The 19,554-nt window shown below is 71.0% G+C and carries 18 protein-coding genes; 10 read left to right on the top strand and 8 right to left on the bottom strand.

Annotated elements, in window-relative coordinates:
- Positions 1-95: 95 nt before the first annotated feature.
- The 3 genes from ACZ5XZ_RS19875 to ACZ5XZ_RS19865 all read right to left on the bottom strand — a co-directional run bounded on the left by ACZ5XZ_RS19875 (position 96) and on the right by ACZ5XZ_RS19865 (position 3,735).
- The gene (locus ACZ5XZ_RS19875; protein WP_468979696.1) at positions 96-818 is read right to left on the bottom strand and encodes a bleomycin resistance protein; all 723 of its coding nucleotides are present in this window, start codon (positions 816-818) and stop codon (positions 96-98) included.
- A 108-nt stretch (positions 819-926) separates the two neighbouring features.
- Positions 927-2,123 carry a cytochrome P450 family protein gene (locus tag ACZ5XZ_RS19870; protein ID WP_468979694.1) on the bottom strand — a complete coding sequence of 399 codons (1,197 nt, stop codon included), beginning with the start codon at positions 2,121-2,123 and terminating at the stop codon, positions 927-929.
- A 322-nt stretch (positions 2,124-2,445) separates the two neighbouring features.
- Positions 2,446-3,735 (bottom strand): ATP-binding protein, encoded by a 1,290-nt coding sequence (locus ACZ5XZ_RS19865; protein WP_468979692.1) that lies wholly within the window; start codon positions 3,733-3,735, stop codon positions 2,446-2,448.
- Positions 3,736-4,002: 267 nt separating this feature from the next.
- Between ACZ5XZ_RS19865 and ACZ5XZ_RS19860 the strand changes: the two genes are divergently transcribed.
- A complete protein-coding gene (locus ACZ5XZ_RS19860; RefSeq protein WP_468979689.1) occupies positions 4,003-4,728 on the top strand; it encodes a Mut7-C RNAse domain-containing protein in 726 nt (241 codons plus the stop codon).
- A 793-nt stretch (positions 4,729-5,521) separates the two neighbouring features.
- On the opposite strand, the gene ACZ5XZ_RS19855 is transcribed toward ACZ5XZ_RS19860, so the two are convergent.
- On the bottom strand, positions 5,522-6,046 hold the full coding sequence (locus tag ACZ5XZ_RS19855) for a hypothetical protein (protein WP_468979688.1): 525 nt from the start codon (positions 6,044-6,046) through the stop codon (positions 5,522-5,524).
- Positions 6,047-6,067: 21 nt separating this feature from the next.
- Here ACZ5XZ_RS19855 and ACZ5XZ_RS19850 point away from each other — a divergent pair, with 21 nt between their 5' ends.
- The 4 genes from ACZ5XZ_RS19850 to hemC all read left to right on the top strand — a co-directional run bounded on the left by ACZ5XZ_RS19850 (position 6,068) and on the right by hemC (position 10,291).
- Positions 6,068-6,445, top strand: coding sequence for a hypothetical protein (locus tag ACZ5XZ_RS19850; protein ID WP_468979686.1), 378 nt, complete (start codon positions 6,068-6,070; stop codon positions 6,443-6,445).
- A 129-nt stretch (positions 6,446-6,574) separates the two neighbouring features.
- Positions 6,575-7,282, top strand: coding sequence for a class F sortase (locus ACZ5XZ_RS19845; RefSeq protein WP_468979684.1), 708 nt, complete (start codon positions 6,575-6,577; stop codon positions 7,280-7,282).
- A gap of 337 nt (positions 7,283-7,619) precedes the next feature.
- Positions 7,620-9,131 (top strand): glycine betaine/L-proline transporter ProP, encoded by a 1,512-nt coding sequence (proP, locus tag ACZ5XZ_RS19840; RefSeq protein WP_468979681.1) that lies wholly within the window; start codon positions 7,620-7,622, stop codon positions 9,129-9,131.
- Positions 9,132-9,355: 224 nt separating this feature from the next.
- Positions 9,356-10,291 (top strand): hydroxymethylbilane synthase, encoded by a 936-nt coding sequence (hemC, locus tag ACZ5XZ_RS19835; protein ID WP_468979680.1) that lies wholly within the window; start codon positions 9,356-9,358, stop codon positions 10,289-10,291.
- Positions 10,292-10,337: 46 nt separating this feature from the next.
- On the opposite strand, the gene ACZ5XZ_RS19830 is transcribed toward hemC, so the two are convergent.
- Positions 10,338-10,766 (bottom strand): hypothetical protein, encoded by a 429-nt coding sequence (locus tag ACZ5XZ_RS19830; protein WP_468979679.1) that lies wholly within the window; start codon positions 10,764-10,766, stop codon positions 10,338-10,340.
- Positions 10,767-10,997: 231 nt separating this feature from the next.
- Between ACZ5XZ_RS19830 and ACZ5XZ_RS19825 the strand changes: the two genes are divergently transcribed.
- The gene (locus ACZ5XZ_RS19825; RefSeq protein ID WP_468979677.1) at positions 10,998-13,349 is read left to right on the top strand and encodes an MMPL family transporter; all 2,352 of its coding nucleotides are present in this window, start codon (positions 10,998-11,000) and stop codon (positions 13,347-13,349) included.
- Here the strand turns inward: ACZ5XZ_RS19825 and ACZ5XZ_RS19820 are convergent.
- From ACZ5XZ_RS19820 to ACZ5XZ_RS19810, 3 genes are all read right to left on the bottom strand, one after another.
- Positions 13,337-13,678: a phosphopantetheine-binding protein gene (locus ACZ5XZ_RS19820; protein ID WP_468979675.1), complete on the bottom strand. Its 342-nt coding sequence runs from the start codon at positions 13,676-13,678 to the stop codon at positions 13,337-13,339. The genes ACZ5XZ_RS19825 and ACZ5XZ_RS19820 overlap by 13 nt on opposite strands.
- Positions 13,679-13,706: 28 nt before the next feature.
- Entirely contained in the window at positions 13,707-14,951 is a 1,245-nt protein-coding gene (locus ACZ5XZ_RS19815; RefSeq protein WP_468979673.1) for an SDR family oxidoreductase, read from the bottom strand.
- Positions 14,952-15,177: 226 nt separating this feature from the next.
- On the bottom strand, positions 15,178-16,404 hold the full coding sequence (locus ACZ5XZ_RS19810; RefSeq protein ID WP_468979671.1) for a beta-ketoacyl-[acyl-carrier-protein] synthase family protein: 1,227 nt from the start codon (positions 16,402-16,404) through the stop codon (positions 15,178-15,180).
- Between the two features lie 309 nt (positions 16,405-16,713).
- Here ACZ5XZ_RS19810 and ACZ5XZ_RS19805 point away from each other — a divergent pair, with 309 nt between their 5' ends.
- From ACZ5XZ_RS19805 to ACZ5XZ_RS19790, 4 genes are all read left to right on the top strand, one after another.
- Positions 16,714-17,145: a helix-turn-helix domain-containing protein gene (locus ACZ5XZ_RS19805; RefSeq protein WP_468979669.1), complete on the top strand. Its 432-nt coding sequence runs from the start codon at positions 16,714-16,716 to the stop codon at positions 17,143-17,145.
- Positions 17,142-18,023, top strand: a complete 882-nt coding sequence (locus ACZ5XZ_RS19800; RefSeq protein ID WP_468979666.1) for an alpha/beta fold hydrolase — start codon at positions 17,142-17,144, stop codon at positions 18,021-18,023. The genes ACZ5XZ_RS19805 and ACZ5XZ_RS19800 overlap by 4 nt, the downstream gene beginning before the upstream one ends.
- A 344-nt stretch (positions 18,024-18,367) precedes the next feature.
- On the top strand, positions 18,368-19,030 hold the full coding sequence (locus ACZ5XZ_RS19795) for a hypothetical protein (protein ID WP_468979664.1): 663 nt from the start codon (positions 18,368-18,370) through the stop codon (positions 19,028-19,030).
- 355 nt (positions 19,031-19,385) lie between these two features.
- Positions 19,386-19,547, top strand: coding sequence for a hypothetical protein (locus ACZ5XZ_RS19790; protein ID WP_468979662.1), 162 nt, complete (start codon positions 19,386-19,388; stop codon positions 19,545-19,547).
- The last annotated feature ends 7 nt before the right edge of the window (positions 19,548-19,554 follow it).

The raw sequence follows: 19,554 nt of genomic DNA, 5'->3' as shown, positions 1-19,554 counted from the left end.
CAGGAGCCTGTCCGGTGGATCAGAGCCGGCTGGCCCCAGGCTCGTCGGGCAGGCCCCAGGCTCGTCGGACAGGCTCTAGGCCCGTCGGCTGGTCCCTAAGCTCGCAGCTCCTCAAGGCGCATGAGGTCGTCGTGGGCCGAGTGGCGTTCCTCGGTGGTGAGGCGGATGGCGGTGGCCCTGCGCAGTGCGGACGCCGCGCTGTCTTCGTCGCCGAGGCGCCGGGCGGTGTCCGCGCGCAGGACCAGGAGGCGCAGTAGTTGTACGGGCGTGGGGTGCTCGTCCTCAAGGGCCAGTGCCCGGTCGATGATCTTTGCGGCTCCCGCCAAGTCCTCTTTCGAGTCCGCGAGGAGAGACGCATGGTGAAGGGTCCGGGCGAAGGTTTCCTTGGGGGCGGGGCGGTGGTGCGGGTCCTCGCTCGTCTGCTGGCCGATGCGGAGGCAGTTTCCGCCCGGATCGGACATGAGGAACTGCCGGGTGCCGTACGAGGTGTCCTTCAGCGGTCCGATGCGCGGTAGTCCGCGGGTCGGGAGTCGCCCGTACGCCGCCTTGAGGGCGGTCTTGAAGGTCTCGTACAGGCCGTCGACGTCATGGGTCCGGACGTAGCAGGTGCTGAAGGAGCCGGCCGGATCGTAGTGCTTCATCCCGAAGAACTGGAGCTGGATGCCGCCGCGTTCGACGACGGCGTAGGGGTTGGGGCTCTTCTGCTGGAATGTCACCTCGAAGCCGAGGGCGCCGTAGAAGTCGAGCACGGGCTGGATGGTGCGGCACGGCAGGATCGGGATGGTCTTCTCGCTGGTATCGCTGCTCGCATCTGTCACATCTCGATTCTAGTCAAAGTTGACTAGAAGGGGAGGGGAGTTGGAGTGGGTGGGAGGGAGAGAGGAAGAGGAGCGTGGCCGCCGCCAGTGGGGGCGGCGGCCCCCTGCCTACGCCTTCCAGCGCACCGGCAACTGCTCCGTTCCCCGGATGAGCATCCCGGCGCGCCAGGTCAGGGCGGCGAGGTCGGTGTCCAGCGCGAGGTCGGGGCAACGCTCCAGGAGGGACCGGATGGCGATACGTGCCTCCAGACGGGCCAGCGGGGCTCCGAGGCAGAAGTGGATGCCGTGGCCGAAGGCGGCGTGGCCGCGGGCGTCGCGGGTGATGTCGAAGTCGTCGGCGGCCGCGAAACGTTCGCGGTCCCGGGAGGCGGAGGCCAGGGCGACCAGTACGTTCTCGCCGGCGGGGATCCGGGTACCGGCGATGTCGACCGGCTCCGCGGTGAAGCGCCAAGTGGCCGTGGCCACCGGGCCGTCGTAGCGGAGCATCTCCTCCACGGCGTTGTCGAGGAGCGAGTAGTCGGCCCGGAGGGCGGCCAGTTGGGCGGGGTGCTGCAGCAGGGCGCGCACGCCGTTGGACAGCAGGCTCACGGTCGTCTCATGGCCGGCGACCAGCAGCAGGAACGCCGTGCCGACCACCTCCTCGCGGGAGAGCTGGTCGCCGTCCTCGTCGCTGGTGCGGATCAGCGCACTGAGCAGGCCGTCGCCGGGGCTGTTGCGCGTGGCTTCGATGAGATCGACGAGGTACTCGGACATCGCGAGACTCGCCGCCTGCACCGCCTGCTCACCCGTCGGCGCGACCAGCTCGTTCGACCAGCGGCGAAACGCCTCCCGGTCGATGGTGGGCACGCCGATGAGCTCGCAGATGACGGTCATCGGCAACGGGAAGGCGAGCGCCGCCACGAGATCGGCACGGCCGTCCGGCGCGGCGAGCATCGCATCGAGCGGCTCATCGGTGATCTGCTGCACCCGCGGTCGGAGCGCCTCCACACGGCGGGGCGTGAACTCCTTCGCCACCAGCTTCCGCAGCCGGGTGTGCTGCGGTGGGTCCGCGTCCAGCATGTTCGTGAACAGTGCCGATTCCTCGCCCGCCTCGCCCAGCAGGCCGGACCGGCGCCAGCTCTTGCTGATGCGGGGGTCGGTCAGCGCGGCCCTGACCGCCTCGTGTCCGACGACCAGCCACGCCTCCGGCCCATCAGGGACCCGCACACGGTGCACCGGCCCCTGGGCGCGCAGCTTGGCGTAGTACTTATATGGGTCCGCGGTGAAGTCCGTACCGAAGGCGCCCAGATCGACGATGTCCCGCATGCCTTGCCTGCCCGCTCTCTCGAATTCCGGCGAAATCCGTCGCCCGGCTCTCTTCAGCACCGTACGTACACCAGGTGGCATCAGCATCCGCCCGGCGGAGGAGCCGCATCGCGCCATGTCCTCCGCACGCAGTGCGCGGCCGTCGTCCTGTCGTCGCGTCGGATGCGGTCGCCGTACTGGACGCGGTCGGCGTACCGGATGTGGTCGGCGTACGGACGCGGCCGTCGTGCCATATGCGGTCGTGGTGCCGTCCGGAGGCGCGGCGACAGGACGAACGGCGGGCCCGAGCCCGTCGTGTCGGGAGTGGCGGGGCGTCGCTCGTTCAACAGCGGGCGTGGGCGGTGATGTCCGTGCTGAACTCGTCGATCATCGCGGGGGTGACGGTCGGCCGGCACTCGGCGATGGCGGCGAGATAGTCCTCGGTGCTCGCGCCGAGCCGCCCGTGTACGGCCGAGCCGACGCCGACCGCCTCCAGGTCCCGCTCGAACGAGGCCTGGGCCGCCACCCGGGCGGCGTGTTCGATGTCGGCCGGGGTGAACAGCTCGCTGGCCGCCACCAGCGCCGCCACATCCACATCGGCCCGGCCGTCCGTGTACCGGGACCAGATCGCGGAGCGGGCCGCCGTGTCCGGCGTACCGATCGGGATCAGGTAGTCGAACCGGCCGGGGCGCAGGAACGCCGGGTCCAGCGAGCGGATCGAGTTGGTCGCGCACACCAGCAGCCGCTCGTCCCGCTCCCGGAAGCCGGGTATCAGCTTGAGCAGCTCGTTGGTCACGCCGTGCAGTCCGCCCGGCTGCGCGGGCTCGTGGCGGACCGGCGCGATCTCCTCGACCTCGTCGATGAAGACGAGCACCCGCTCCAGCTCCGCGATCCGGGCGAACGCGCTGCGCAGCGCCGCCGCGAGATTGCCCTCATCGGCCAGCCGGGACGGGAGCAGCTCGACGAACGGCCAGCCGAGCCTGGCCGCGATGCCCCGCGCGAAGGTGGTCTTCCCGGTCCCCGGGGGGCCGAACAGGGCGATCGCCCGCGGCGGCCGGACCCCGTGCCGGGCGGCCCGCTCCGGCTCCGCCAGCGGCAGCACGACCCGCCGTTCGATCAGGTCCTTCTCCGCTTCCATGCCGGCCACCTTGGCCCACAGATCGGCCGGCAGGAACCGCCCGCCGAGGTCCTCCAGGAGACTCGCCGCGGGCCCGTGGTGCGGTTCGACCTTCTCGAAGTAGGCCACCGCCGGCTGGCGCGTATAGCCCGCGTTGAGCAGGCCCTCTCCGAGCAGGTCCTCCTCCGGCAGTACGTAGGCGATGCGGCTGACCCGGGCGGCGATCAGCCGCCGCTCCAGCTCGACCAGCAGCGCGCTCGCCAGCCCCCGGCCGCGCCACGCCGACGAGATCGCGATCCGCATCACCCAGCCCCGCTCACCCGCCACACACGCGAGCGCGGCCCCGATGGGGGCACCCTGGTGGACGGCCACCACGGCGGGCTGCCGCGAGGTCAGCGCGCTGATGCACTCGGCGAGCGAGAAGACGGACTCCTGGCCGAGCTCGGCGGTGGAGTCGATCAGGTGGACCACTTCGGCGAGATCCTTCTCGCGGTAGTCGTGGATGAGCCAGTTCACCGGTACCGCCCCTCGTGGTGATGGTGATGGTGGTGATGTGGTGGCAGCGAGGCTAGGGGCGATGGGGGAGTGGGGCCTGCTCCACCGTGCACAAACCGGGGCGCGGACCGCTACGGTCCGTACGTAGCCAGATCCGATGCGACGGATCTTCGACCGGCAGCGGTCCCCGGGCAACGGGCCGCGGGACGCCCGAGGGCCTGCCCCGCCGCTTGTGACGGGCGGGAATCCACTGGCCGCCCCGGGCCGGGCGATGACATGCTGGCCGGCGTGAACGGACCCGTAATCCACCTCAGCTTCGCCCCTGAGCTGCACCTTTTCGTTGCGGCAGAGCACCGCGCCGCCCGTACGCCCGTGGTGACCGACGGGTCATCGACACTCGGCCATGTCGTGGAGTCGCTGGGGGTCCCCCTCACCGAGGTCGGGCGGTTTGTCGTGGACGGCGCCGAGGTGTCCGCCTCCCACATCCCCGGCGCGGGCGAGAGCATCGAGGTGTACGGCGTCGAGCGTCCGCAGCGGGTCCCCGGCGCGCCGCTTCGGTTCCTGCTCGACGTCCACCTCGGCACGCTCGCGCGCAGGCTGCGGCTGCTCGGCGTGGACGCGACGTACACGAACGAGGACCCCGGCGATGCGGCGCTGGCCGCGCTGTCGGCGAAGGAACGGCGGGTGCTGCTCTCCCGGGACCGGGGGCTGCTGCGCCGGCGGGAGATCTGGGCGGGCGCGTTCGTCTACAGCGACCGGCCCGATGACCAACTCCGGGACGTACTGGAGCGCTTCGCCCCCATCCTCGCCCCATGGACGCGCTGCACCGCCTGCAACGGCCGGCTGGCCGATGCCGACAAGGACTCGGTCCGCGAGCAGCTCGAGCACGGCACCCAGCGTACGTACGACGTCTTCGCGCAGTGCACCTCGTGCGGCCGTGTCTACTGGCGCGGCGCTCACCACTCCCGGCTGGAGGCGATCGTGGAGAAGGCGCTCAGGGACAGCGCCACCTGAGCGGCGGGGCGAAACAGCGGCCCTCGGTGTTTCTTGGGAAGCACCGAGGGCCGCGGCATGCGGACGCGTCCGGTCAGTCGTAGGAATTCCGCAATTCGGGTGACGAATGGCTTTCCTTTGAGGAGGTGTGGGGGACGGGGCGGGGGAGGGCGGAAGCGGTCGTCGCCGTGTCTTCCCAATTGCCCTTCGGTAAAGGCATTTTGGGAGTTCTCAGGCTGATGGTTCCCTTCGCCGAAGGAAGCTGATTGGGTATCAGTTGAGTGAGCGTGTGCCGGCTGATGCTTCGCCAAAAGGGCATTTTTTTACCGGAGTTCGCGATCCGTTCGCGCGACGCTCGACGGGCATCGGACCCGCCCTCTCGGTTGGCCGAGGTCGGCGGGTTTCCAGGCTGCCCCGATGCCGACCCGATGCCGACCCGATGCCGGCCCCAGGCGACCCGCGATCGCCGCCCCATGTCGACCGCGGCCGACCCCCATGCCGCCCCTCACCCGTACGGGAGCGCCTCCCAGCCGCGTGCCGTCGGCGTCCGCGGGACCGTGCCGAACGTGGTGGGGCGCGGCGGCAAAGGCCTCGGCGTGTCGCGGAGGGGGGCCGTGCGGAGCGGTCGTTCGGCGTGCATCGCCCCGCCTCGGAAGGGGGCTGGAGCCCCTTTAGCCCACTCGTAGCGCGACACGCCGACGACGCGCGCCATCCAACGGGTGAATCTGCTGCCTTCCGCCACCCGAAGAGCCCAGGGGCTCCCCCGAATGCGACGTTCTCCGGTGGTGCGAGACCCCGATTCGGCTGACGGTGATCACGTCGCTACTGCGATTCCGATGCGCCGACAAACAGTCAGCCTTCGCAGTCGTGCCGAAAGGAACATGTCCTCATGCGCACTGCTCGCACACTGTTCGCTTCGGCCGCCATCACGGCGGTCCTTGCAATCTCTGCTCCAGCCGCAAATGCCATGATCATGGAGGACAACGCCGCGGGTGGTTCCTCCTCCAGCGACCACGACCGTGACCGCGACCGTGACCGCGACCGCGGCCACGACAGGAACTGCCGCGACTACGGTCGTGACCACGGCCGCGATGGTGGTCGTGACAATGGCCGGGATAACGGTCGCGACAAGGGTCGTGACAACGGTCGTGACAATGGCCGGGACAACGGTCGCGACAAGGGCCGTGACAATGGCCGGGACAACGGTCGCGACAAGGGTCGTGACGGCGGCCACGACAACGGTCGTGACAACGGCCGCGACGGTGGCCGCGATGGCGATCGTGACTACGGCCGTGGCTACGGGCGCGACCACGACCGTGACTACGGTCGCTACTGCCACCGGCACCGTCCGAGCGGTGGGGTGCACACCGGCGGTGGCTTCCTGGCCAAGACCGTGGTCAACGACTGGGATGACGACGACCACGGCCGTGGCGGCGGCCGGGACCACGGGCGCGACGGCGGCCGTGACCACGGCGGCTACGGCGACCACGACCGGGGCGGCTACGGGCGCGACCACGACCGGGGTGGCTACGGCGACCACGGCCGGGGTGGCTACGGCGACCACGGTCGAGGCGGCTACGGCGACCACCGCAAGCCGCGCGGTGGCATCCACACCGGTGGCGGTGGCCTGGCGACCAACAGTGGCCTGGCAGCCGGCTCGGTGCTGATGCTCGGTGGTCTTGGTGCCGGTGCCTACATGCTGCGCCGTCGTAACGCCTCGGGCTCCGCGGCGGCCTGACAAGGCTGCCCCGTACGGAGGCCGCTGCGCCGTCGCGGCCACCGTTCCTCGTGGACGGTGGCCGCGGCGATTGCGTTCCGCTTCCCCTTCACGCCTCGCCGCCGCCCCGTTCACGAAAGGCACCCTCACATGACCGCCCAGCAGTCGCCGCCCCAGCCGAACACGAACCCACCCCGCACCGCCGTCTCCGCGACCCGTCCCGTGGGCCGGGGCTTGCTGTGGTCCGCGGCGGCGTTCCTGCTGGGCTCCCTCCTCGTCTACAACTCCGTGGACACCTCGGCAGACCCCAAGCCGCAGTCCCCCACCGCCGTCGCCGCCTCCGCCTCGCCCAGGGCGGCCGCCCCCGCCGATCAGCCCGCCGGCCTGGCTCTGCCCCGCTCCCTGCCGAAGCGGGTGACGATTCCGGCGATCGCCGTCGACGCGCCCTTCACGCAGCTGACCATCGGTCCGACCGGCCAGCTCGACGCACCGCCCGCGGGAAACCGGAACCTCGTGGGCTGGTTCAAGGACGGTGCGACGCCGGGTGAGCGCGGCTCGTCGATCATCGCCGGACACGTGGACACCAAGACCGGACCGGCGGTGTTCATGCAACTCGAATCGCTCAAGCCCGGCAGCGCGATCAACATCACCCGCGAGGACGGCGTGATCGCAACCTTCAAGGTCGACTCCGTCGAGACCTTCAACAAGGCACGGTTCCCCAACGACCGGGTCTACGCCGACTCTCCGAGCGCCCTGCTCAGGGTGATCACCTGCGGTGGTGCATACGACAGGAAGGTCAAGGACTACGTCGACAACGTGGTGGTCTTCGCCCACCTCTCCTCGTACAGACACGCCTGACACACGTCCGTTTCGCACCCGGCGGCCATCCCGCCATTCCGCACAGGTGTCACCGGACAAGCCCAGGCCGGCGCCCGCCCCGCCGGTCTGGGCATCGTCATACCGCCGGAAGGGGACGACCTGAAGGGAGATGACCTGGAGACGACGACACGCGGCACCCCGTTCCTTCTCCCGATACGGAATACGCGGGGAATAATGAGCCATCGCTGACACCGCATTTCATGCGGTACCGCATCCGCTCTGCTGACGGGATGAAATGAGCGCCGGAGGCCGGAGACCGTCGAATCCGCGAAAGGGCCGGAATCCCTCGCGTGGGGGTACCGTCGCCACCGATCGCATGCTCCGCATCCTGCTGCGCCGCCGCAAGCAGCCGCTGAGCGCCGAGGACGTGACGGTCACCGACCGACCCGCGGTGCGCAGAGCGGTGTCGGCGGCGGCGCTGGGCAACACCATGGAGTGGTTCGACTTCGGGGTCTACGCCTATTTGGCGGGCACCTTGGGCAAAGTGTTCTTTCCGTCGAGCTCCCCCGGTGCCCAGGTGGTCTCGACGTTCGCCACATTCGCGGCGGCGTTTCTCGTCCGGCCGCTCGGTGGCCTGGTATTCGGGCCGCTCGGCGACCGTATCGGACGCCAGCGCGTGCTCGCCGCCACCATGATCATGATGGCGGTCAGCACCTTCGCCGTCGGATTCCTGCCCTCTTACAACACCATCGGCTTCGCCGCACCGATTCTGCTGCTGATCTGCCGTCTGGTGCAGGGCTTCTCCACCGGTGGCGAATACGCCGGAGCGACCACATACATCGCCGAATACGCACCGGACACCCGGCGCGGGTTCCTCGGCAGCTGGCTCGACTTCGGCACCTTCGTCGGCTACTCGCTCGGCTCCGGACTGGTGACCGTCCTCACGGCCGTGCTCGGCGACGACGGCCTGGTGGCCTGGGGATGGCGGCTGCCGTTCCTGGTCGCCGGACCGCTGGGGCTGATCGGCCTGTACATGCGACTGCGACTGGAGGAGACCCCGGCCTTCCAGCGTGAGGCGGAGCAGGCCCACCACGATGCGGACGAGGCCCGTGCCGCGGGCGGCGAGGACCCGGTGGAGGAGGCCCGGCAGTCCGGCCGGGGCCGGCTGAAGGAGATCTTCACCCGGCACTGGCAGGCGGTGCTGATCTGTATGGGCCTGGTGCTGCTCTACAACGTCACCAACTACATGGTGACGTCGTACCTGCCGACGTTCATGACCGAGACCCTCGGCGAGGACGCCCTCACCGCCCAGCTGCTCGTACTCGGCACCATGATCGTCGTGGCGCTCACCATCACCACCGTGGGCCGCTCCTCCGACCGGTGGGGCCGTCGGCCCGTCTTCATGGCGGGCAGCGCCGCGCTGATCGCCCTCGCGGTGCCCGCGGTGCTCCTCATCCGCGTCGGCGGCATCCTGGCGCCGGCCTTCGGATGCCTGATCCTGGGGCTCTTGCTGGTGTGCTTCGCCGGCACCTCCGCCTCCACGCTGCCGGCGCTGTTCCCGACCCGGCTGCGCTACGGAGCGCTGTCCATCTCCTTCAACATCTCGGTTTCGCTCTTCGGCGGTACGACGCCGTTGTTCGTGTCCGCGCTGGTGCAGGCCACCGGCAGCGACATGGTCCCCGCCTACTACCTGATGGCCGCCGGGGTCATCGGGCTGATCGCGACCCTCTTCCTCCACGAGACGGCGGGCAGACCGCTGCGTGGCTCCGGCCCGATGGTGGAGACCGAGGAGCAGGCGCACCAACTGGTCGCCAGGAGCCGTACCGAAGCGGGGCGGCGGGCCAGGGACGTCTGGATCCGGCTGCGGCACCCGTGGGCGAGGCACTGAGGACGACCGGCAGCCGCGCTGGCCGGGACGCCGCCCGCCGCACTCGGCGGCCCCGGCCTGATACCCGCTCACCCAGTCGGCGCAAGGGCCCGGAACCAGATCCGGTCCGGTGGATCAGGGGCGGACGGGCCCGATCGGCGTCCCCGTACCTCCCGTCGCCAACTGGTCAGGCGCGGGGGCCTGCTGGTGACCGTGGCGTGGACCTGACGGTCTATCGTGGGCGCATGTCCGCCCCTGAACTGATCCGCATCGTCTCCCGCGACTCGCCGATGGCCCTGGCCCAGGTGGAGCGCGTCCGCGCCGAACTCGGCGCGCTCCACCCCGGCATCGCCACCGAGGTCATCCCGGTCAAGACGACCGGCGACCGCTGGATGGGCGCGCTCTCCCAGGTCGAGGGCAAGGGGGCGTTCACCAAAGAGGTCGACGCCGCCCTCCTGGCCGGTGAGGCGGACCTCGCGGTGCACTGCGTCAAGGACATCCCCGGCGACCGCCCGCTGCCGGCCGGCACGACCTTCGCCGCCTTCCTGAAGCGCGACGACGTCCGTGACGCGCTGATCCACCCGGGCGGACGCACCCTCGACGAGCTTCCCGCGGGCACCCGGATCGGCACCTCGTCGGTCCGCCGGATCGCCCAGCTCGCCGCGTCCCACCCGCACCTGCAGTGTGTGCCGATGCGCGGCAACGCCAACCGCCGCATGGAGAAGCTCGCGGCCGGCGACGCCGACGCGCTGCTGCTGGCGGTCTCCGGGCTGGAGCGCATCGGCCGTACGGATGTGATCACCCAGATCCTGTCCGTGGACGAGATGTGCCCGCCCGTCGGCGCGGGCGTACTGGCGCTCCAGTGCCGCGAGGGCGACACCGAAACCATCGATGCCGTGAGCGGTCTGGGCCACCCCCGGACACACCAGGAGACCACCGCCGAGCGCATGCTGCTGCACGTCCTGCAAGGCCACTGCAACAGCCCGATCGCCGGCTACGCCACCACCGACCGGCGCGGTGAACTCTCCCTGCGGGCCTGCGTGTTCACCCCGGACGGCAAGACGGTCCTCAACGCGCACGAATGGGCCGGACCGCTCACCCCGGAGACGCTCGGCACGTCCGTGGCGGTCACCCTGCTGCGGCAGGGCGCCCGCGAGCTGATCGACGGCATCGCGCACTGAAGCCACCCGCCCGCCAACCGCACGGGCGCGAGCGTGCACCACACCCTCAGGTCGCTGGGCGAGGCGCTGCTGCGGGGTGACCGGGGAGCGGGGTGACAGGCACCACCACGACCTGCTCGTCGTCCTCGTAGATGATTCGCCCCGGGTCGGTGGACTCGATCCGCTCGCACGGCACTTCATGCTGGGCGAGCAGGTCGAGGTAGCCCTCCACCCGTTCGAGGAGGTGCACGGCGGTGGCCTTGAACCAGGCCACCGCCCCTGGGTGGAGATCGCGGTCGTAGACGGTGGGATCGACGTCGGAGGGATTGGTGTAGTGGGTGTCGTACCAGTCGTTGCTTGCGCGCCAGAACCGGTACTGCGCGTCGGTGAGCCTGCCTTCGCGGGCGAGGCCGTTGGCGAGGGCGAAGATGCCGGGGAAGTGTCCGTGCGGACTGCGTGTGGTCCCCTGAAAACGCACGTACAGCGCCTCTCCCACGAAGGTTCCTCCTCTTGGACCGGTGGACAGTGCATTGGTGAACCGGCGATCTGGCGATCTGGTGAATTGGCGAACGGGTCGACTTGTTGATTCTGGCAGGGGAGTCTGCCAGGGCGCAGGCCGCGGCGCGTCGTCGTGGCCCGCCCGTTTGCCCCATGCCGTACCGAGCCAGTCGACTCCTGACGGCGCGTCATGTCCCCCCGTCCGGGGTGTGGCCGGAACATGGTTCAGATGCGGAGGGAATGCGGCGGAGGCGACGGCGGTCGGCGGCCGGAGCGCTCGTTCGGCGACTGGGGTGTGCGGTATCCGCGGCGGGTGCTGATCACGGCCGGGATGCTGTGCGTGCTGTTCGGCTGGGTGGCGTGGGGACTGGGCGAGCGGCTCTCCGTCGGGGGGTTCGCCGCGTCGGGGACGCCGTCCGCGCGGGCCGAGACCTGGGCCGCTCGCTACGGGACCGACCGGCCGGAACTGCTCCTGGTACTCCGACTGAAGTCCGCCCGGCTCTCGCTCGACAGCCCGACGGCAGAGGAGGCGGGACGCCGTATCACGGAGCGGCTGGCCGCCGAGCGGGGAGTGTCCCGGGTGCGCTCCTACTGGACCGCCGCGGCTGAGGCGCCGCCTTCGGCCGATGGCCGCTCCGCCCTCGTACAGATCGATCTGGACGGCAGCGAGACCACCACCGCCCGCACGGCGCAGCGGTTGGTGCCGCGCTACACCCAACGGGGCGGCCCCTTCGAGATCCGGGCCGGCGGGCCCGCCTGGAGCCTGGCGCAGTCCACCGAGCAGGCGCGTACCGACCTGGTGCGGGCGGAGCTGATTGCGGCCCCGCTGACCTTTGCGATCCTGACCGTGGCATTCCGGTCACTGGTGGCGGCGCTGCTGCCGGTCGTGGTGGGCGGGCTGTCGGCGGTCGGCGCGCTGGCGGTGCTGCGGGTGCTCACCGCCGTCACGGACGTCTCGGTGTTCGCCGTCAACCTCATCGGGGCGCTGGGCTTCGGACTCGCGGTGGACTACGCGCTGTTCATCGTCGCGCGGTTCCGCGAGGAGCGGGCGCGGGGCCTGGCACCGCCGGAGGCCGCGCGGGCCACCGTGGCGACGGCCGGCCGTACGGTCGCGGTGTCGGCCGGTACGGTGACCGCCGCCCTGGCCGCGCTGCTGGTGTTCCCCTTCGCCTTCCTGCGCTCGATGGCGTACGCGGGGATGGCGGTGGCCTTGCTGGCGGCGCTGACCGCGGTGGTCGTGCTGCCGGCCGTACTGGCGTGCTGGGGGCCGCGGGTCGCGTCGCTGGATCCGTTCGGGCGGCTGCGGTGGGTCAGGGCGCCGACGATCGGCGCGGCCAGTCCGCTGTGGCATGCGGTGGCCACGGCGGTCACCCGACGCCCGCTGTGGTGGGGAGCGGGTTGCCTGGTGCTGCTGGCGGTGCTGGTGCTGCCGTTCGGGCACGCCCGTCTGGGGCTTGCCGACGAGCGGATCCTGTCCGGCGGCGCCGAGGCCCGCACGACGGGGGAGCTCATTCGCCGGGAGTGGCGGACTTCCGGGGAGCGTTCGCTGGCCGTGGTGCTTCCGCGGGCCGATCCGGTCGCCGGCCGGGCGGAGCTGGACACCTACGGCAGGAGGCTGTCCGCGCTGCCCGGTGTGCGCAGCGCGGCGACGGTGACGGGACACTACGCGGACGGCGAAAGGGCTGCCTGGGCACGCCCGGCCGGGGCGGCAGGGGCAGCGGCACCGCGAGTCCGAACCCCGCTCCCCGCGGCCTCGCCCGGCAGAGGGGTGCCCGGGACCGTGGTGACGCTGACGATGACGCCGGATCCCCAGTCGGAGCGCGCGGCCGACGTGGTGCGCGCGGTCCGCGCGCTGCCGTCACCCGGCCCCGCGCACCTGGCCGGCTGGGCCGCGCAGGTCGTCGATGCCCGCAGCGCGCTGCTGAGCAGGCTGCCGCTCGCCGTGGCGCTGATCGCCGCGGGAACCATGGCGGTGGTGTACTTCTTCACCCGCAGCGTCCTCATCCCGCTGAAGGTCGTCGCGGTGGCCGCCCTGAGCCTCACCGCGGCCCTCGGCGGCATCGTCTTCGTCTTCCAGGACGGTCATCTGCGGTGGCTGCTGGGTGACTTCGCCACCACCGGCACGCTGGACATGACCATTCCGCTGCTGTTGTTCAGTGTGGCGTTCGCCCTCTCCGTGGACTACGAGCTGTTTCTGCTCTCCCGTATCCAGGAGCACTGGCGGGCCACCGGAGACACCACCGCCTCGGTCGTGCACGGCATCGCCCGGACGGGCCGGGTGTTCACCGCGGCCGCGCTCGCCGTGGCGGTGGCCATGGGCGCGCTCGCCTCCTCAGGGGTGCTGCTGCTGAAGGAGCTGGGGTTCGGCCTCGCGCTGGCCGTGGTTGTCGATGCCACGGTGGTACGCGGTGTGCTCGTACCGTCCGTGATGCGCCTCGCCGGGCGCGCCAACTGGTGGGCGCCCGCCCGTACCCGTTCACGCCCAGGACGGACCGCCGCCCCGGAGGGCACCGCCGGCGAGCAGCCGTCAACTACAGAGCCCACGGCCATGGACCGGAACGCCGCCCGTCACCTCGGGTGACGCGGGCCGTGGCAGGCCTGCGGTCGCAGCGACTCGACGAAGGCGCCTGCCTCCCGGAGCGTCATGGCCGGACGCAGATCGGCCTCCGCGCCGCTCACGCCGAGTCGCTCGCCCATCACCAGGGTGAACTCCAGGAGTGCGAGCGAGTCGAGGTCGAGCGCCTCGAACGTCGCGCTCGGCCGAAGGGCATCCGGCTCGACGCCGAAGGTCTCCGTCAGGACCGTACAGATCTCGGTATAGGCACCGGAACCGGAGCCGATCTCGGTAGCGGCACCGGCACCGGCACTGGCACCGGCACCGGACCCGAGGGCGGACGTGGGGTCGGACACGGGATCAGACACGACATCGGATACGGGGTCAGACGCGAGTTCGGACATGAGCCGTCATGGCTCCCTTCCTTGCCGCGCCGGCGGGTACAGCGCCGGCAGATGAACAGGACAGTGGCGCGGGCGCCGCCATCCCCGACCGCAGATACTGCGCCGACAGTTCCGCCGGCGGCTCCAGACCTGTCGTGGCCGCGTCCAGACGAGTGCGGTCGTAGCGGCGCCGGGCCCACCAGTACGGCGTCAGCCCGGCGGCGAGTCGCATGAGGAACCGCTCCAGCGGCCGGACCTCCTCCATCGCGAGATCCGGATCCAGCGCGAAGTCGAGCCAGTCGCACGGCTCCAGGGCGATCCGCAGCAGCTCCTGGACCGGATAGTCGTGAGGGTGCGTCAGGTGGTACGTCGCCACCAGGCCCCCTTGGTCACAGGGCCCGCCCGCCGGCCGTGACCGCCCCGGGAGGCGGGCGTCGGCACACCGCAGCATCGCGGCCGCCGCCCAGTCCACCTGCAGCAGATTGACCACGGCATCGGGCCGGCCCGGCATCCGCGCCGTATAGGGGAGGCTGATGTCCTCGGGGGACAGGCCGGTCGCCCGCAGCACGTGCGAGGGGTTCTGCCGCCCGAGGACACCGGCCCGCGCGGCCTGGACCGCCAACCAGTGGCGAGGTTCGCCCGGCTCGGCGGGCCGGTCCGTCACCAGCACACCCGGCCGCATCACCACCACCGGCCGGCCCCGGTCCCGCGCCCAGCCACGCACCAGCGCCTCGGCACGGAACTTGGACTCCTCGTACGAGGTGGCGAACCCGTACCGTCCCTCTTCCAGCGTGCCCTCGAACACGGTCCCCTCGCGCCGCTCACCGGCGACGAACGCGGTACTGATGTGGAACAGCCGCGCGCCGCGCTCACCGGCGTCCAGCAACTGCAGTACGTGCTCCGTGCCCGCCACGTTGGTCCGGCGCAGTGCCGCGGCCGGGCCCATCGGGCTGGTGTCCGCGGCGCAGTGCCACAGCTCCTGCGTCCGCCGGGCCAGCGCGCGGTGGTCCTCGGCGGACAGGCCGAGCCGGGGCGCGGCCAGCTCGATCCGTACGGGGGTGACCCGCCGGTGGAAGTCGGCGGCCTCACACCGGGTACCCGTACTGCGCACCGCCCGCAGCAACCGCTCCCGGGCCGCGCCCGGATCATCCCGTACCAGGGCGCTGATGGGGCGGTCGTCCCTGCGGAGCAGCCCGGCGAGCAGATGGGCTCCGAGGAAACCGGTGGCACCGGTGACCGTGATCAACGCATCACTCCTTCGACCGTGTGCCGGCCGCGGTCCGGCAGCTCCGCCGAGCCACACACCACCACACTCGCGCAACGGATGATTTTCCGATTTATGCGCCGTACATTGCAGTATGTCGGAGCGTCGGAAGGCGGGCGCACCGGCGCACGGGCGAAAAGGCGCGCATTCGCGTGAACTCACCGTGGCGGACCGCTGCCGGCGCCTCCGGCCGCCGCCCTGCTCCACGTCAGGGTGCCGAGCGCAGCACCAGTACCGCGTTCTGTCCCCCGAAGCCGAACGCGTTGCTCACCGCGGCCGTCATCCGTACCGGCCGCGGCGCCTTGCTGACCACATCCAGCTCGATCTCCGGATCCAGGTGGTGCAGATTCGCCGTCGGGGGGACCACCTGATCCTCCAGGGACAGCACCGTGCAGGCCGCCTCGATCGCTCCCGCGCCGCCGGCCGAATGCCCCAGCGTCCCCTTCACCGCGGTCACCGGTGGCGGGCGGCGGAACACCTGGCGCAGCGCCGACGCCTCGGCACGGTCGTTCAACACCGTGGCCGTGCCATGGGCGTTGACGTGCGCGATGTCCCCCGGCTCCATCCCGGCATCGTCCAGAGCGACCGCCAGCGCCTCTGCCGCCCCCCGCCCCTCCGGATGCGGCGAGGTGAAGTGATACGCGTCGCAGGACGCTCCGTAACCCGCCAGGTAGGACCGGATGCGGGAGCCCCGGGCCCGCGCGTGCTCCAGCCGCTCCAGGACCAGCACCCCGGCGCCCTCGCCCAGGACGAACCCGTCCCGGTCGGCGTCGAAGGGGCGGGAGGCGGCCGCGGGATCGTCGCCGCGGCGCGAGAGCGCACCCATCTGATGGAAGCACGCCGCCGGGATGCGGCTGCACAGTGATTCGCTGCCGCCCGCCACCACGACATCGCAGGCATCGGCGAGCAGCAGTTGCCGGGCGGTACCCAGAGCCGTCGCCCCTGAGGCGCACGCCGTACTGACCGTCAGATTCGGCCCGCGCACCCGTAGGTCCATCCCCACCTCGCCGGCGACCATGTTCGGCACACTGCGCGGAATGGCCAACGGTGAGATCTCGGTGGCCCGCCCGCCGGAGATCTTGGCGAACTCCTCCTCGTAGCGCTCCATGCTCGCCGTGCCGACGCCCAGCACGACACCCACCCGCACCGGATCCCAGCTCCCCGCGCCGAGACCGGCATCCGCCACCGCCTCGCGGGCCGCCACCAGCGCCATCGCGGCACATCGGTCCAGCCGCCAGGACAGCCGCCGTCCCAGGCGCCGGTCCGCGTCGAAGCCGGGCACCCGGCAGCAGAAGTCCACCGGCAGGCCGTCGAGCGCCGGATCGCACACCGCGGTCGACGACCCGCCGAGCACGCCCTGCCATGTCGCCGCCACCCCCACGCCCGCGGGCGTGACCAGCCCCAACCCTGTGACGGCCACCTCCCGCGCGCTCATCCGGCCCCCACCACCAGCACACCTGCCCCAGCGATTCCCGGCATCCGGCCAGTATCGACAGTCGGTGCCCACCCCCGGTGGCGCCGAGCCGCACGGTCCCCCGAGCGGCGCAGCGGGTCCCGGCGAACCGGCACTTGGATGCCTAGCCTCGTCGATGTCCGCACGCCCGCCGCCGGAGCTCTGCTGCCGGTTTCCCGCCCTCCCGCCGGCAGGTCTCCGCTTCACCGGCCGCCCCGACCCACTGTCACACCGTCAGATTCCTTAAACTTCCCTATTGTTTCCTCATTGAGAGGAAGTTAGGGTATTTTCATGAGTGATCGTCTGTACTCCGTGGAGCAAGTCGCCGAACGGCTGGGCCTGCACGTACGCACCGTCCGCAACTACGTGCGCGACGGGCGCCTCGCCGCGGTCCGCATCGGCAAGCAGTACCGGATCGCACAGGAGGACCTGGAGGCGTTCACCGGCCGCCCGGTGCCCGAACCCCTGAACGACGCGGCTGAGCGGCCGCGGCACACCGAGGTGTCGAGCATCGTGGAGATCGACGCCATCGACCCCGCGACAGCCGACCGGCTGACCACCCTGCTGACGGCCTCGGCGGCCACCCGCCGCCCGGGCGACGCGCAGGTGCGGATCGAGACGGTCTACGACAAGCAGCGGGCGCGGATGAAGGTCATCGTCCTGGGCGGCCTGGCCGACACCGCCTGGCTGTTCACCTACATGGAAGGGGTACTCGCGTCATGAGCACGATCTACAAGTCCGAGGCCGGCGAGCGGGAGATCCAGCGGCACTATCAGGAGGGGCTGGGCGGCTGGCCGGTCCCCGCCGAGCAGGTGCGGGTGCCGACCCGTGAGGGCGAGACCTTCGTCGTCGTCTCCGGCCCGCAGGACGCGCCGCCCGTGCTGCTGCTCCACGGCTCGGGGGCGAACGCGATGATGTGGCGGGACGACATCGCTTCCTGGGCACGGCACTTCCGCACCTATGCCATCGACCTCATAGGCGAGCCGGGACTCAGCGCGCCGTCCCGTCCGCCGCTCGCCTCCGACGCCTGCGCGCTGTGGCTGGACGATGTGCTGGCGGGGCTGGGGATCACGAGTGCCTCGGTCGTCGCGACGTCCCTCGGCGGCTGGGTGGCGCTGGACTACGCCACCCGCTGGCCGGAGCGGGTGACGCGGCTGGCCCTGCTGTGCCCCGGTGGCCTGGGGCGGCAGAAGACGGGCTGGCTGGTCAGGGCCCTGCTGCACCCATGGGGACGCTCGGGGGTGCGCCGGTCGGTCGCGTCCATGGCCGGCCTGGAGTCGCCGGCGCTCCGGGACGTCCTCGACTCCGTGGCGCTGACCTTCACGCACTTCAAGCCGCGTACGGAGCGGCTGCCCCGGTTCTCCGACGAGGCGCTGCGGCGCCTGACCATGCCTGTACTGGTGACGGTCGGTGGCCGCGATGCCATGTTCGACTCCGAGGGCACCGCCCGGCGTATGCGACGGTGCGTCCCGCACGCGACCGTGAACGTCCTGCCGGAGGTCGGGCACGCGATCCTCGGCCAGACCGATGCCGTCCTGGAGTTCCTCCGTGGCCGGCCGGCCGACGAGGAACGTGCCGGAAACGGACAGTCGCCCCGCTGAACTCGCCGAACAGGGCGGGCTGTTCGGCGAGACGGCCAGCGCTGTCGCCAGACCTGAGAGGGCGTGGCGGCCGCTGTGGATGCCGACCGCAGAGTCCTCCGCACTCCGTTCGGCTACTCAGGGCGCCTAGGGCCTGTCCGATGGGTCAGGGCCGGGTCCGCGGCGTCTGGCACGGCACCTCGCGGCGTTGCCGAAACGTCCCGAGAGCTCCGCTATCGAGACGCTCCGGCGCCTTGCGATGCACCGCACCAGATGCCGCGGCCTCTCCGACCCTGACCCATCGGACAGGCCCTAGGCAGCTGAGCGGATTCGGGCGGCCGCTCCGCGCCCGTAGTGTCCCGTGCATGATCGAGAGCAAGACGAGGTCCGGTGCGGCACTCAAGGCAGGGGGGATCGGCTGCGCGGTGGCCGTACTGCTGCCGGTCCTGGTGGTCGGAGGGGTGTTCCTCACCTTCTCCATCGAGCGCGCCACCCCCGCCGATTTCCCCGACGTCAAGCCGGAAACCATGGCACACCGCGTCACGGACTACTCCAAGGGCGCCTTCGCGGCCCTCGGCCTCGACCGCACTCTCGAACCGAACGTCTACGACATGCGCAAGGGCGACGAGAACACCCTTGACTCGGATTTCTGCTATCCGGACGGCCTGGAGAGCATCGCCGACCAACCCGAAGCGGGCGCATACCGGCTCTACCACCGTTGGTCGGTGGGAAGAGTGGTCCCACGCGCGGGGGCCGGCGCCCTGCGCAGACTCCGTGACCACCTCACCGGCACCGGCTGGCGTATCACGCAGTTCGGGGACGGAGAGCAACGCCACGAGCGGACCCTGAAAGCGGAACGGGACGGCGGCTACACCCTCGCCCTCACCTGGGAAGCGGACCGGCGGCGCCTCAACGGCGGCAGTTCGGCCCCCTGCGCGACGGACCCCGACTGGAAGGAGTCGGACGGCCTCTATGCCGAGCCGAGCGTGGATCGACCGCCGGCCCTCACCGGTCGTGCGTCGAATTGAGGGGCGAATGGTGTGTCATGCGGCATGCCGATGCATTGGCGATCCAAGGGGGGAAATGCCGCATAGGGCGGTATCCAAACCGTGCGTTCAACCGACAACGGTCATCAATACTCATCAACGCCTATCAACATCCATCAACACCCCTCAACGGTCTCAGGCATTGGGATGATCTTTTGCGTGCTCGCCACGCCCATGACAGGATGTCCCGCGCCGCACGGGGGAGCGGCGCATGAGTAGGGACAACCTCCCTTTGCGCACCAAGAGTTCAGCTGACAACTGAGGTGCTCCCTTCATCCCGGGGCGGCGAAACCTGCTGAGCCGCATCCATCGACACAACGGGAAAGGGATCACCGACATGAACAGCGCGATGCACGCTTCCAACGCCACGCCCATCTACGAGGAGCTCGTCCAGGAGCACGGCGATGTCCTCGCCGAGACCCGTGAGGAAGCGGAGCGCTCCCAGCTGAAGGCGTCCCAGGCCCTGGACTGGAGCGACCTGCGCCGCCACCACGGGTGAGCGCGGG

Source organism: Streptomyces sp. NPDC033270 (genome assembly GCF_055576575.1).
The sequence above is the reverse complement of the archived record's forward strand: the minus strand, read 5'-3'. Positions and strand labels throughout refer to the sequence as shown.